We start from the raw sequence: 12,277 nt of genomic DNA on the forward strand, positions 1-12,277 counted from the left end.
TCTCTCGTGCTGTGGCCAACTCGACCTGATGGACCTAAAGGACGTAAGGGCCCTGATGGGACGGCGGGGGAGACTACTCCGCTTTTTCGAGGGTCAGCACGTAGTAGCCGTTGGTCTCTTTCAACCCGAGGAGCTTGTGCCCATCGGCCTTCAGGCTTCTCGGCACGTTTTTCACCGGCTCTCCGTCATCGAGGAGAAATTCCACGGTGGCTCCCACCTCGACTTCCTCAAGTTCCAGCTTTGCCTTCACGAAATTGGTGGGGCAGGTCACCCCCCGCAGATCTACCGTTTGCATGTCTTTTCCTCCTGAGCCCTGAGCGGGAGCTGGGTGTCGATCACCTGTGGCGGGATGGTTTCCTCCAGGAGATACTCGGCAAAATCCTGGCGCAGCCTCTCCAGCAGGGACGCGGTTCCTTCCCTCATGATGATGTCCCCCAGACGCACCCGGCCGGCGCCTTCGGCCTTCTCCTGGTACCAGGCAAGCACGGCCGCGATGAAGTCGACCGCCTTCTCTTCGGGGAGGAAGGTCGCGTAGAGGGTGCCAACCAAGGGGCGGCGCCCCCACTTGCCGCCGATGCGCACCGAGTAGCCGCGCTTTTCCACCTCCCACGCGGAAGTGGGGCAGACCTTGACGCAGTCGCCGCAGTAGATGCAGTTTTCGCCGGTGAAGACCGGATTGCCGTCCTCGCCCATGGCGAGCGCCCCCTCGGTGCACGACTTGGCGCACAGCCCGCAGCCGATGCACGCTCCGGCGTCGAGTTTGGGCCAGATGGCCCCCTGGAAGCCGACGTCGTTGATGGCCGACTTGGGACAGTCGAAGGGACAGCCGGCAAAGCAGACCTTGAACTTGTGGTGCCCGGTAGCGGTGCCGAAGAGCTTGGCGTCCACCTCGAGGGCCGCCTTTTGGGTGTCCACCAGGCCGTTCGGATTGTACTCGCAGCCGCCGCAGGCGGTCGGGACGCGCACACGGGCGCCGCAGGAGGCGACCTTCTGCTGCTCCTCTCCCAGTTCCGCCACCACGGTGTCGAAGTCGGCGAAGTGGATGTTGATCAGTTCAATGGACTGGCGCACGGACAAGTGCACGTACCCCTTGCCGTATTTCTGCGCCACCTGGGCGATCTTCGCGAGGCGGTCCACCGAGAGTCGGCCGCCGGGGACGCGCAGGCGCACCGTGAAGAGGTCCTTGCCGCGCTCTTTGATGAAACCGCCGGCTTTCAAATTTTTCAGATCGATTTTCGGGTTAGCCACGTGCTCTCCTGGCAAAAGAAGTTTCAGCGGATCTTGGTACTTGCTGAGCCGCTTGGGTGCTCGTTTCCGGACCCCCCTTTGGGGAAGGCGTCGACAGTTGGGGGACTTCCTCCGCAGAGGGCTCTGCGCTTACCTGGTACCCAGCTCGCAGGCGGGCAGTGCGTCGATCTCGTCTCTGAGTTCGGTGATGCTGGGATGCTCGCCGCAGATCGGGCACGTGGGGTTTTTCTTGAGGGAAATCTCCCGGAACTTCATGCGCAGCGCGCTGTAGGTGAGCAGGCGTCCGGTCAAAAGGTCGCCGGCTCCCAGCAGGTACTTGACCGCCTCGGTCGCCTGCAGGGATCCCAACACGCCGGGGAGCACGCCGATCACCCCTGCCTCGGAGCAGGTCGGGACGGCGTCTCTGGGGGGCGGTTCCGGGAAGATGCAACGGTAGCAGGGGGATGCACCGGGGACGACGGTCATGGTCTGGCCGTCGAACTGGAGGATCCCGCCGTGTGAGTAGGCCTTCCCCGTTAACACGCAGGCATCGTTGATCAGGAATTTGGCGGCGAAGTTGTCCGTTCCGTCGATGACGAAATCGTAGTTGGCGATCGTTTCCGCGATGTTGGCGGCGGAGACCCAGGTGTTGTAGGTGATGATGTTCAGGTCGGGGTTGATGGCGATCATCTTTTCCCGGGCCGAGAGTACTTTGGGCTTGCCGATGTCCGGGGTGAAGTGGATCACCTGGCGTTGCAGGTTCGAGAGGTCCACGTTGTCGGCATCGACTATGCCGATGGTGCCGATGCCGGCTGCCGCAAGGTAGAGTGCGATCGGTGAACCCAGGCCGCCGGCGCCGACGATCAGCACTTTACCATTGAGCAGCTTCTGCTGCCCCTTGCCTCCCACCTCTTTGAGCAGGATGTGGCGCGAGTACCGAGTGATCTGGTCCTCGGTCAGTCTCATCGTGCCTCCCCGCTTCTTGTATCGCTCACCTATCCTCCTGGACAGCTTTATGTCTGTGATGCCGTAGAGAAAGACACCCCTTTCAGGGGTGCAGGCTCTGGCCAGGCTCAGAATCGTGCTGAGATTAGATATAAAGAGTAAAACTGTCAAGAAGTAAAAAAAGAAAGCACATCGTTATGGTGTGCAAATGAATCGGAATGGTAACCTGCTGAACGAGTAACCTTTTGTGGCATCTCGGCATCATCTGTGCTGATAATCGGGGTGTCGAGGTACTGTTCTATGGGGTGTGGAGGTGGGCCTGTAAAGTTTAGCCTGATGTTAGTGAATGTGTAAAAAGGTACTTGACACTGGTGCTGTAAAAGTGTTAGTCATTAGCCCACAAAGTTGATCGACTAATGGGCTTGTGCGGCTACCTTCGCTGCTGAGGTGTGAACCTTGGTATTCGCGCTGCGAGAACCTCCCGTAGTTTCGGAGACTTCTCGAAAGGTCGCCGGACGGCGGTATACCCGGAAAAATCCGGTATAATCACTTAGCGTTGGGTAGCGCTAATTTTTTTGAAGCTTCAGGCTACTAAAACTATAGACTAACCAAGGTGAAGAGGGTTCTCCTGATGAGACAACTGATAGTGGCGGCGCTGTTGGTTTTGATGCCGGCTCTTGCGGGCGCGCAGGTCGAATTGCTGAACGTTTCCTACGATCCGACCCGGGAACTCTACCAGGAGATCAATAAATCGTTCGCGCGGGATTGGAAGCGTAAAACAGGGGAGAATCTGATCATCAAGCAGTCCCACGGCGGGTCCGGGAAACAGGCACGGGCGGTCATCGACGGCCTCGAGGCAGATGTGGTGACCCTGGCACTGGCCTACGATATTGATGAAATCCAGATGAAAGCCCACCTTTTGCCGGAGCGCTGGCAGCAGCGGTTACCGGGCAACAGTTCCCCCTACACCTCGGCCATCGTTTTCTTGGTCCGCAAGGGAAATCCGAAAAAGATCCGCGATTGGAACGACCTGGTAAGGCCGGGGGTAAAGGTGATTACGCCCAATCCGAAGACCTCGGGTGGCGCGCGTTGGAACTACCTGGCGGCCTGGGCCTACGCCCTCAGGCAAAAGGGGGGGAGCGCGGCCACGGCGCGGGACTTCGTTACCCGGCTCTACGGTAACGTGCCGGTTCTTGATTCTGGGGCACGCGGGGCAACTACCACGTTCGTGCAACGGGGTATGGGGGATGTTTTGATCGCCTGGGAAAACGAAGCATACCTGGCGGTGAATGAGTTGGGCCGTGATCGCTTTCAGATCGTGGTTCCTTCAATCAGCATCCTTGCCGAGCCGCCCGTGGCGCTGGTCGACAAAGTAGCGGAGAGGAAGGGGACCAGGAAGGTGGCGGAGGAATACCTGAAGTTCCTGTACTCTGCCGAAGGACAGGAGATCGCGGCGCGCCACTACTATCGGCCGTTCGACAAGAAGGTGGCAGCGAAGTACTCCGACCGCTTCCCGAAGTTGCACCTGGTGACCATCGACGGCGCCTTCGGCGGTTGGACCAAGGCGCAGAAGCAGCACTTCGCCGACGGCGGCATCTTCGATCAGATTTACGGTAAAAGACGGTGAGGCTCAATTGACAATTGGCGATGGACACGTGACAACGGCGGGTGACGAACTGCGGGGTCTCGCAAGGAGCTAAACGAGCACCAGGGGTCGACAGAAGCCCGTGCTGGCCACGGTTTCAGTGCTGCAGCGGCTACATAAGAAAGGAAGGGGCAATGGGACTGTCTCGATCAAAGAATGCGGTACTGCCCGGCTTTGGGCCATCGCTTGGCTACACCATCTTTTACCTGAGCGTCGTCGTTCTGATACCGCTGTCGGCCCTCTTTTTCAAGACGGCGACCTTGAGCTGGGACCAGTTCGTTACGGCCGTCGCAGCTCCCCGGGTTCTCGCCTCCTACCGGGTGACCTTCGGCTCTGCACTGGTTGCCGCCATGGTGAACGGCGTGTTTGGCGTGTTGGTAGCCTGGGTGCTGGTCCGCTACCGTTTTCCCGGCAAGAAGCTCATCGACGCCCTGGTCGATCTTCCGTTTGCCCTCCCTACCGCCGTTGCCGGCATTACGCTGGCGAGCATCTACTCTGCCAATGGCTGGCTCGGCTCGCGCCTGGAGCCGCTCGGCATTAAGGTCGCCTTCACACCGCTGGGCATCATGGTGGCGATGATCTTCATCGGACTTCCCTTCGTGGTGCGCACGGTGCAGCCGGTACTGGAAGAGTTGGACCAGGAGATCGAGGAGGCCGCCAGTTGCCTTGGGGCGAGCCGCTGGCAGACCTTCTACCGGGTGTTGCTCCCGACCATGCTGCCTGCCATCCTGACCGGCTTTGCGCTCGCCTTTGCCCGCGCGGTCGGGGAATACGGCTCCATAATCTTCATCGCCGGCAACATGCCCATGGTCTCCGAAATCACACCGCTTTTGATCATCACCAAACTGGAACAGTACGATTACGCCGGCGCCACCGCAATAGCCACCGTCATGCTGCTCGTCTCCTTTTTGCTGCTTTTATCTATCAACATGCTGCAGAAGTGGAGCCGCAGATACGCGGAATGACCTGAACAAATTGACCATGGACAATTGACAACGAAAGGCTGGCTGTTCCCGCTGTGCGTTAAAAACGTATCGACCAAACTGTAGTGCTAAATCCCCTCTGTCTCCCCTTCGCAAAGGGGAGAACGTAGGTCCAATTGTTAATAAGCTATAGGGAAATACACGTGGCGGTTCCTGGCAATCGTAGAGGGGAAATTGTTGAAGTTGTTGGCGTTGATTGGAACTACTTATGTGGGAACTACCCTTCCCACTCGTTCAGCATTTAGCTGTCAATTGTCCATTATCAATTGTCAATTGCCTTAGAGGTTCTTATGAACGTAGCTGCAAGCTTGAACAGGAAAAACGGCAAGAACGGCTCGAACGTCTCGGAACCGGTTTGGGTGCGGGTGCTGCTGACGTCAGTGGCGCTGGGGTTCATCGCGTTGTTTCTGCTGCTGCCGCTGGGGGCTGTTTTCGTTCAGGCCCTGGAGAAAGGGTGGGACGCTTACCTGGCGGCTCTTAAGGAACCGGACACCCTGTCCGCCATCCGGCTCACCGTCATTACCGCGGCGCTCTGCGTGCCGGTGAACCTCCTCTTCGGCATCATCGCGGCCTGGGGCATCGCCAAGTTCAGCTTTCCCGGGAAGAGTCTGCTTATCACCCTCATCGACCTGCCATTCTCGGTTTCGCCGGTGGTCTCGGGCCTCATCTACGTGCTGATCTTCGGGCTGCAAGGCTGCCTGGGACCCTGGCTGCAGGCGCACGACATCAAGATCATCTTCGCAATTCCTGGAATCGTGCTCGCTACCATCTTCGTTACCTTTCCCTTCGTTGCCCGGGAACTGATCCCGCTCATGGAATCGCAGGGACGCGACGAGGAGGAGGCTGCGCTCACCCTGGGGGCAGGCGGATTGCAAACCTTTTTCCGCGTCACGTTCCCAAACATCAAGTGGGGGATCCTCTACGGCGTCATCCTGTGTAACGCCCGCGCCATGGGGGAGTTCGGGGCCGTCTCGGTGGTTTCAGGGCACGTGCGCGGCGCGACCAATACGATTCCGCTGCAGGTGGAGATCCTCTACAACGAATACAGCTACGCCGCGGCCTTTGCCGTCGCCTCGCTCCTGGCACTGCTGGCCCTGGTGACCCTTGCGGTGAAGACGGTTGCCGAATGGAAGATCCACCAAACCCTGGCGACGCCGGGCTCCGAAAGGTAAAACAAGATGAGCATAGATATCGTTGGCATCACAAAGAATTTCGGTAGTTTCACCGCGCTCGACCAGGTGAGCCTCAGCGTGCCTTCAGGGGAGCTTGTTGCCCTCTTGGGGCCTTCGGGATCCGGCAAGACCTCCCTTTTGCGCATCATCGCCGGCCTTGAGACACCGGATAGCGGGCACGTCCTTTTCAATGGCGAAGAGGCCACCAACCGCCAGGTCCAGGAGCGCAAGGTGGGGTTCGTGTTCCAGCACTACGCGCTGTTTCGGCACATGACGGTGTACGACAACATCGCCTTCGGACTCACCGTAAAACCGAAGAAAATCCGCCCGACGAAACTGGACATCCGGGACAAGGTGTTCACCCTTTTGAAGCTGATCCAGCTGGAACAGTTGGCGGACCGTTACCCCGCGCAGCTCTCCGGCGGGCAGCGCCAGCGGGTCGCCTTGGCGCGCGCCCTGGCCGTCGAGCCGCAGGTGCTTTTGCTGGATGAGCCCTTCGGCGCACTGGACGCCAAGGTGCGCCTTGAGCTGCGGCGCTGGCTCAGGCGCCTGCATGACGAGATTCACGTGACAAGCGTCTTTGTCACCCACGACCAGGAAGAGGCTCTCGAGGTTGCCGACCGGATCGTGGTGATGAACCAGGGCCGCATCGAGCAGCAAGGGACCCCTTCGGAGGTGTACGACCATCCCGCCACACCTTTTGTTTTCGATTTCCTTGGCAACGTGAACCTGTTTCAGGGGCGGGTACACGAAGGGAAGGCGCGCATGGCCGGGCTGGAGCTGGCCTCTCCGGAATTTGCCACGGCCCACAATGCCCCCGCGCTCGGCTACGTCCGCTCGCACGACATAGAGATCGAGCGGGAAACCCTGGATCTCGGCGCCCTGGAAGCCGAGGTTCGCTATGTGCTCTCGGTGGGGCCCCTGGTACGCGTGAACCTGGCGCTGGTCGACGGCAACGGCATCGAGGTCGATCTCGCACGCGACGTAGCCGACCGGCTGCGCCTGAGCGTGGGCGAGAAGGTCTTTGCCCGACCACGCAAGATCCGGGTCTTCACCGAGGACTACCAGATCTAGTTTTAAAACACAGCGAACAGGTCAAGTAAAAATCTAAATCTACTTGACAATGTTGCAGGATAAATATAAAGATACAGAATCTTTCTACAAAGCCGGCTCGGCTCGCAACCGGCGCGGTTTAGACCACCATCTGAAAGGAGAACTACGCCATGTCCCGCATTTACCAAGACAATTCCCAATCCATCGGCAACACCCCGCTGGTGAAACTGAACCACGTCACCAAGGGAGCCCAGGCCACCGTGCTCGCCAAGATCGAAGGGCGCAATCCGGCCTACTCGGTCAAGTGCCGCATCGGTGCCAACATGATCTGGGATGCCGAGGCACGCGGCGTGTTGAAACCCGGGGTGGAGATCGTCGAGCCGACCAGCGGCAATACCGGTATCGCCCTGGCTTACGTGGCGGCGGCGCGCGGCTACAAGCTGACCCTGACCATGCCGGAAACCATGAGCATCGAGCGGCGCCGCGTGCTGGCAGCCCTGGGCGCGCAGCTCATCCTGACCCCGGGGTCCGCCGGCATGAAAGGGGCCGTGGCCAAGGCCGAGGAGATCGTCGCCTCTGACCCGCAGCGCTACTTCCTGCCGCAGCAGTTCAAGAACCCGGCGAACCCGGAGATCCACGAGAAGACCACCGGTCCGGAGATCTGGGCCGACACCGACGGCGCGGTCGACGTCATCGTTTCCGGCGTCGGGACCGGCGGCACCATCAGCGGCATCTCCCGTTACCTGAAGAGTAAGGGAAAAGAGATCATCGCCGTCGCCGTCGAGCCGAAGGAGAGCCCGGTGATCACCCAGAAGCTGGCCGGCCAGGAGCTGAAACCCGGCCCGCACAAGATCCAGGGGATCGGCGCCGGTTTCATCCCGGATACCCTCGACCTCTCCCTGGTAGACCGCGTCGAGCAGGTGGACAGCAACGAGGCCCTCGAGTTCGCCCGCCGGCTGACCCGGGAGGAGGGGCTTTTGGTTGGTATCTCCAGCGGTGCGGCGGCCGCTGCTGCTGTACGCCTGGCAAACCTCCCGGAATTCGCCGGCAAGACCATCGTGGTGATCTTCCCCGACCTGGCCGAGCGTTACCTCTCAACGGCGCTCTTCGACGAAGCCTAGATCCCCCTTCAACCTGACGCAAAAAAAGCCCCGGAACTCACCGGGGCTTTTTTTTAGTGTGGCTGCAGCGGCCGAACCGAAGCCGGCTTGCCACCGGTTAACCCGTGACACAGGCGGGGGAGGGGGGACGAGGTGAGCGATTTCGGTGATTTCCTGACAGGTAGTGTTGACAGTATGTCCTTTCCGCGGGTAATATGCGCGGGGTGTCAAGGAGGATTCATGCTGGGGCGGAACAAGGGATATTCCCGGAGTAACAGGCGGATCCTGACTAAGCCGTTTTTCGTGCTGCTTGGTCTGTCGCTGCTCGGCCTGTACTTCATCGGAGTCCGCTTCACCAAAGGGATCGGCGCTGTCTCCAACCTGAGCGACGGCTACCCGTGGGGGATCTGGGTCGCCTACGACGTCGCTATCGGTACCGCCATCACCTGCGGAGGCTATGCCGTTGCCGCGCTGCTCTACATCCGCAACAACTGGCGCTTCCATCCGCTTATCAAGTCCGCCATCCTGATCAGTCTCTTCGGTTCCTGCCTCGCCGCCAGTTCGGTCATCGTCGACATCGGTCGCCCCTGGAACGCCTACGGGTTCTTCGTGCCGACCCATTCGCAGCCCAGTTCGGCCCTGTTCCAGCTGGCCATCGGCCTGCTCGGTTTCCTGGTGGCCCAGTCCCTCGAGTATTTTCCGGGGCTCTTCAGGCTCCTGGAGACCGGCAACCGCGAGAGCCGCTGGCATCGCCTGTTGTCCCGCTTTCTGATCGATCGCCGCGACCATCCGGCAGACCCCGACCGGGTGCTGCGCCGCTTGAACCGGCTGCTGAGGGGGGTTGTTGCGGTGGGTATCTTTCTGCCGACCATCCACCAGTCGGCACTGGGCTCCCTGATGCTGATCGCTTCCACAAAGCTGCACCCGATCTGGCACACCGCCTTTTTGCCCCTCTTGTTCCTGATCAACTGCATCTACCTGGGCTACGGCATGGTGGTCCTCGAGTCGCTCGTCGCCTCGCAGGTGCTCGAACGCGAGTACGACACCGACGAACTCGCCCAACTGGCCCGCTTCGTCCCCTGGCTTACCGGCATCTGGTTCCTGATACGGGTGGGGGATCTGGTACAGCGCGACCAGGTCTCGGCGGTGTTCCACGGCGACTTCTATTCAGGGTTCTTCCTGGCCGAGTTCTTCCTGCTCCTTGTGGGCGCGGCCCCGCTTTTCAGCGGTGAATATCGGCGCTCACCCCGCTGGCTCTTCATCTCCGCGGCGCTCATCCTTTTGGGGGGCGGGCTCTACCGTTTCAACGTCTACCTGATCGGGTTCGACCCCGGTGCCGGGTGGCACTATTTCCCCTCCTTTGCCGAAGTCATGATCCCGGTCGGGATCGTCTCCCTCGAGGTGCTCTGCTACCAGCTGCTCATAAAGATGCTGCCGGAATTTCCCGAGTATCCCGCAGCGCAGCGCGAGGTAGCGCAACAGGCGCCTGAAGCATTGCAATGCCGCAGGTGATTTGCTAGGATGAGCCGCGATTCCACGCAGGTGACCTTCAGTTGGAGGGCTTTTGATAGTGCGGTTCTGTAGGACAATTCTGCTTATCTGCCTGCTTTGTGCCGTGGCCGCTCCGGCGTTCGCCCAGCCTGAAACACCCCCCAACTCGATAATCGAAGGGCTGGTGGTCGGTATCTCGGAGGGTGACCTCATTACGGTCAACTCCTTCGGCACCGAGATAAAGGTCCGTCTCTACGGCATTGCCACCCCTCAAACCGCGAAGGTCGACAAGTTCACCGGGTGGTCCAAACCCGGCCAGCCCTATGCCGAGGAGGCCTTTCGAGCCCTCTCCCTCAAGGTGCTGCACCAGATGGTGCGGGTGGATATACGCCGCACCGTGGTCCTGCAGCAGGACCGGGAACAGCGTCAGTTCGCCCTCGCCGTGGTCTACCTGGACGGGCGCAACATCAACCTGGAAATGGTTGCCGAAGGGTGGGCCTGGGCCTACAAGAAACTGGTCACCGGCCCCGATTTTCACGCCTACCTCTTTGCCGAACGCCGGGCCCGGGCCCGCAGGGTCGGCCTCTGGGACCAGGATGCACCGCAGCCCCCCTGGGAGTTCAAGCCCAAGCTGCGCGTCAACCCCCGTCACTACTCACCCTAGCTCTTTCTCGAACGCGCCTCCAATTCAAGCAGTTCCCTCTTGACCGAGATACCTCCGGCGTACCCTCCGATGCCGCCGTCGCTGCGCACCACCCGGTGGCAGGGGACGATGATGGCGATCGGGTTGCGGCCATTGGCCGTTCCGGTGGCGCGTACCGCACCCGCCGCGCCGAGTTCCCGGGCCTGGACCTGGTAGCTCACGGTCGTGCCGTAGGGGATCCGGCGCAACGCCTCCCACGCCCTCAGCTGGAACGCGGTTCCCTGCGGCGCAATCGGGACGCTGAACGAGGTGCGGCTCCCCTCGAAGTACTCCGCAAGCTCCCCGCAGACCCGGTTCAGCAGCAGATTCTTCTCCAGGCGCGCCGCCGCGCCGTTTAATCGTTGCAGGATAGCTTCCAGGTTCTGGTCGAAGGCCAGGCAGAGCAGGTGGTTGTCGTCGGCCAGCAGGTGCAGCGGGCCGATGCGGCTTAGCCAGGTGGTGCGATAGAGGTTCATGTCAGGCTCCTTTCCGGCCCGATGGCCGGTGCTGCCTGGTCGGTCGCCTCGCTGGAGGTCTGCCTTTTCCAGAGGGCGAGCGCCAGGTAGCCGCGCCAGGGACGCAGTTCGTCCGCGCTGAGCGGCGAGGCCGCCAGTGCCCGCGCCAGCACCAGGTCGGTCGCGGGGAACGCATCGGTGTCTCCCAGACAGCGCAGGGCGATCATTTCCACGGTCCAGGGACCGATGCCGCGGATCTGGGCCAGGGCCTTGCGGGTCGCGGTAAGGTCGCAACTGCGCGAGAGGGTGAGACGGTCTTCAAGGACCGCGCGGGCAAGTTCGTTGATGGCCGCGGCACGGACCTTGGTGAAGCCGAGGACGCTCAGGTCCTCGCGGGCCAGCACTTCGGCGCTCGGGAACTGGTGCGTCAGCCTGGGGTGCAGGGGGGCGGGGAGCGGCGTCCCGAAGCGCTCCACGAGTTTTTGCAGGTTGCGCCGCCCCTGGGCCGTCGAGACCAGCTGGCCGAGGATAACGCCGACGGCACTCTCCAGGGGATTGAAGGCGCCCGGAATGCGGATTCCATCCGCCAGGGCTGGGGCTGCCGAAACCGTACCCTCGCTGGAAAGGGGAGCGAGCAGCAGCGGGTTGTGGTCGAGGTCGAAGGCCCCCCGGATCGCGGCCACCGCGCCGCGCAACTGGGAGAAGCTGCTCAGGGTGAGAGAAACCTCGAGGCACGCCTTTTCCGGGCGATTCCGGACCTTGAGGAGGCTCGGTCCCTGCGCTGAAGCGATCTGGCGCAGGTACGAGCCGTCTTCGACGGTATCCGTTCCGAAGACCTCGTGGCGCGCGAAGTAGCGCAGCATGGTGTCCCAGTCGTAGGGGGGCAGGTAGGGGAGGTGCAGCGTGATGGTCTCGTGACGAGCGGGATCCTGCGGCGCGGATTTGCGGAAGTCGCTGGGAGTCCGGCGGTAGGTGCCGGTGAAGGCGTCGTTGAAGCGCCTGAGCGAATTGAAGCCCGAGGCCAGGGCGATATCGGTGATGCTCAGCGAAGTCTGGGTCAGGAGCTGGCGGGCCAGGTGCAACCGGCGCGAGATGGCAACCTCCATCGGCGAGGCGCCCAGGTGTTCCCTAAAAAGCCGCCGCAGGTGACGGTCGCTGATCCCCAGACGCTCCGCGAGAACCGTCAGTGATTCGGAATCCGCCCCGTCGCGTTCCATGATGGCGAGTGCCCGGGCGACCACCGCTGCGGTACCTTGCCACTGGCTGCAACTGGGGGAGAGGTCCGGCCGGCATCTCAGGCAAGGGCGGAAGCCGGCCCGTTCGGCTTCTGCCTTGCTTTTGAAAAAGCGCAGATGCTCAGGTTTCGGGCGGGCCGGGCAGATGGGCCGGCAGTAAATGCCCGTCGTGGTCACGCCGTAGTAAAAGCGCCCGTCGTAGCGGGGATCCCGTGCGCTCAGCGCGTGGTGCAGTGTTGTGGCGAAAAGTTCATCCATGACCGCAGCATACGGGAAATCGTTACCGGCC

The 12,277-nt window shown here is 61.4% G+C and carries 12 protein-coding genes; 7 read left to right on the forward strand and 5 right to left on the reverse strand.

Going from position 1 to position 12,277, the window contains the following annotated elements; all coding sequences use genetic code 11:
- Positions 1-73 precede the first annotated feature (73 nt).
- From GMST_RS21000 to GMST_RS21010, 3 genes are all read right to left on the reverse strand, one after another.
- A complete protein-coding gene (locus GMST_RS21000; RefSeq protein WP_183356672.1) occupies positions 74-295 on the reverse strand; it encodes a sulfurtransferase TusA family protein in 222 nt (73 codons plus the stop codon).
- Positions 283-1,248: a ferredoxin-like domain-containing protein gene (locus GMST_RS21005; RefSeq protein ID WP_183356673.1), complete on the reverse strand. Its 966-nt coding sequence runs from the start codon at positions 1,246-1,248 to the stop codon at positions 283-285. Before GMST_RS21005 ends, GMST_RS21000 begins: the two co-directional genes overlap by 13 nt.
- 129 nt (positions 1,249-1,377) lie before the next feature.
- A complete protein-coding gene (locus GMST_RS21010; RefSeq protein WP_183356674.1) occupies positions 1,378-2,193 on the reverse strand; it encodes a HesA/MoeB/ThiF family protein in 816 nt (271 codons plus the stop codon).
- Positions 2,194-2,803: 610 nt separating this feature from the next.
- On the opposite strand from GMST_RS21010, the gene GMST_RS21015 reads away from it, so the two are divergent.
- From GMST_RS21015 to GMST_RS21045, 7 genes are all read left to right on the forward strand, one after another.
- On the forward strand, positions 2,804-3,799 hold the full coding sequence (locus tag GMST_RS21015) for a sulfate ABC transporter substrate-binding protein (RefSeq protein WP_183356675.1): 996 nt from the start codon (positions 2,804-2,806) through the stop codon (positions 3,797-3,799).
- A 152-nt stretch (positions 3,800-3,951) separates the two neighbouring features.
- On the forward strand, positions 3,952-4,782 hold the full coding sequence (gene cysT, locus GMST_RS21020) for a sulfate ABC transporter permease subunit CysT (protein ID WP_183356676.1): 831 nt from the start codon (positions 3,952-3,954) through the stop codon (positions 4,780-4,782).
- A 308-nt stretch (positions 4,783-5,090) separates the two neighbouring features.
- Positions 5,091-5,972 (forward strand): sulfate ABC transporter permease subunit CysW, encoded by an 882-nt coding sequence (gene cysW, locus GMST_RS21025; RefSeq protein ID WP_183356677.1) that lies wholly within the window; start codon positions 5,091-5,093, stop codon positions 5,970-5,972.
- Between the two features lie 6 nt (positions 5,973-5,978).
- Positions 5,979-7,046 carry a sulfate/molybdate ABC transporter ATP-binding protein gene (locus GMST_RS21030; protein WP_183356678.1) on the forward strand — a complete coding sequence of 356 codons (1,068 nt, stop codon included), beginning with the start codon at positions 5,979-5,981 and terminating at the stop codon, positions 7,044-7,046.
- A 149-nt stretch (positions 7,047-7,195) separates the two neighbouring features.
- Complete coding sequence (cysK, locus tag GMST_RS21035) at positions 7,196-8,146, forward strand: cysteine synthase A (RefSeq protein WP_183356679.1); 951 nt, start codon at positions 7,196-7,198, stop codon at positions 8,144-8,146.
- Between the two features lie 219 nt (positions 8,147-8,365).
- On the forward strand, positions 8,366-9,637 hold the full coding sequence (hybB, locus tag GMST_RS21040) for a Ni/Fe-hydrogenase cytochrome b subunit (RefSeq protein WP_183356680.1): 1,272 nt from the start codon (positions 8,366-8,368) through the stop codon (positions 9,635-9,637).
- 58 nt (positions 9,638-9,695) lie between these two features.
- Positions 9,696-10,280: a thermonuclease family protein gene (locus GMST_RS21045; RefSeq protein ID WP_246399987.1), complete on the forward strand. Its 585-nt coding sequence runs from the start codon at positions 9,696-9,698 to the stop codon at positions 10,278-10,280.
- Here GMST_RS21045 and GMST_RS22490 read toward each other — a convergent pair.
- Both GMST_RS22490 and GMST_RS21055 read right to left on the reverse strand, forming a co-directional pair.
- Positions 10,277-10,774 (reverse strand): methylated-DNA--[protein]-cysteine S-methyltransferase, encoded by a 498-nt coding sequence (locus GMST_RS22490; protein WP_183356682.1) that lies wholly within the window; start codon positions 10,772-10,774, stop codon positions 10,277-10,279. The genes GMST_RS21045 and GMST_RS22490 overlap by 4 nt on opposite strands.
- Positions 10,771-12,246, reverse strand: coding sequence for an Ada metal-binding domain-containing protein (locus GMST_RS21055; protein WP_183356683.1), 1,476 nt, complete (start codon positions 12,244-12,246; stop codon positions 10,771-10,773). The genes GMST_RS22490 and GMST_RS21055 overlap by 4 nt, the downstream gene beginning before the upstream one ends.
- Between the last annotated feature and the right edge of the window lie 31 nt (positions 12,247-12,277).

Source organism: Geomonas silvestris (assembly GCF_014193515.1).
Classification (GTDB): domain Bacteria; phylum Desulfobacterota; class Desulfuromonadia; order Geobacterales; family Geobacteraceae; genus Geomonas; species Geomonas silvestris.

Coding starts and splice junctions, on each gene's coding strand:
- GMST_RS21000 (WP_183356672.1), bottom strand. CDS start 295: ATGCAAACGGTAGATCTGCGGGGGGTGACCTGCCCCACCAATTTCGTG.
- GMST_RS21010 (WP_183356674.1), bottom strand. CDS start 2,193: ATGAGACTGACCGAGGACCAGATCACTCGGTACTCGCGCCACATCCTG.
- GMST_RS21015 (WP_183356675.1), top strand. CDS start 2,804: ATGAGACAACTGATAGTGGCGGCGCTGTTGGTTTTGATGCCGGCTCTT.
- cysT (WP_183356676.1), top strand. CDS start 3,952: ATGGGACTGTCTCGATCAAAGAATGCGGTACTGCCCGGCTTTGGGCCA.
- cysW (WP_183356677.1), top strand. CDS start 5,091: ATGAACGTAGCTGCAAGCTTGAACAGGAAAAACGGCAAGAACGGCTCG.
- GMST_RS21030 (WP_183356678.1), top strand. CDS start 5,979: ATGAGCATAGATATCGTTGGCATCACAAAGAATTTCGGTAGTTTCACC.
- cysK (WP_183356679.1), top strand. CDS start 7,196: ATGTCCCGCATTTACCAAGACAATTCCCAATCCATCGGCAACACCCCG.
- hybB (WP_183356680.1), top strand. CDS start 8,366: ATGCTGGGGCGGAACAAGGGATATTCCCGGAGTAACAGGCGGATCCTG.
- GMST_RS22490 (WP_183356682.1), bottom strand. CDS start 10,774: ATGAACCTCTATCGCACCACCTGGCTAAGCCGCATCGGCCCGCTGCAC.
- GMST_RS21055 (WP_183356683.1), bottom strand. CDS start 12,246: ATGGATGAACTTTTCGCCACAACACTGCACCACGCGCTGAGCGCACGG.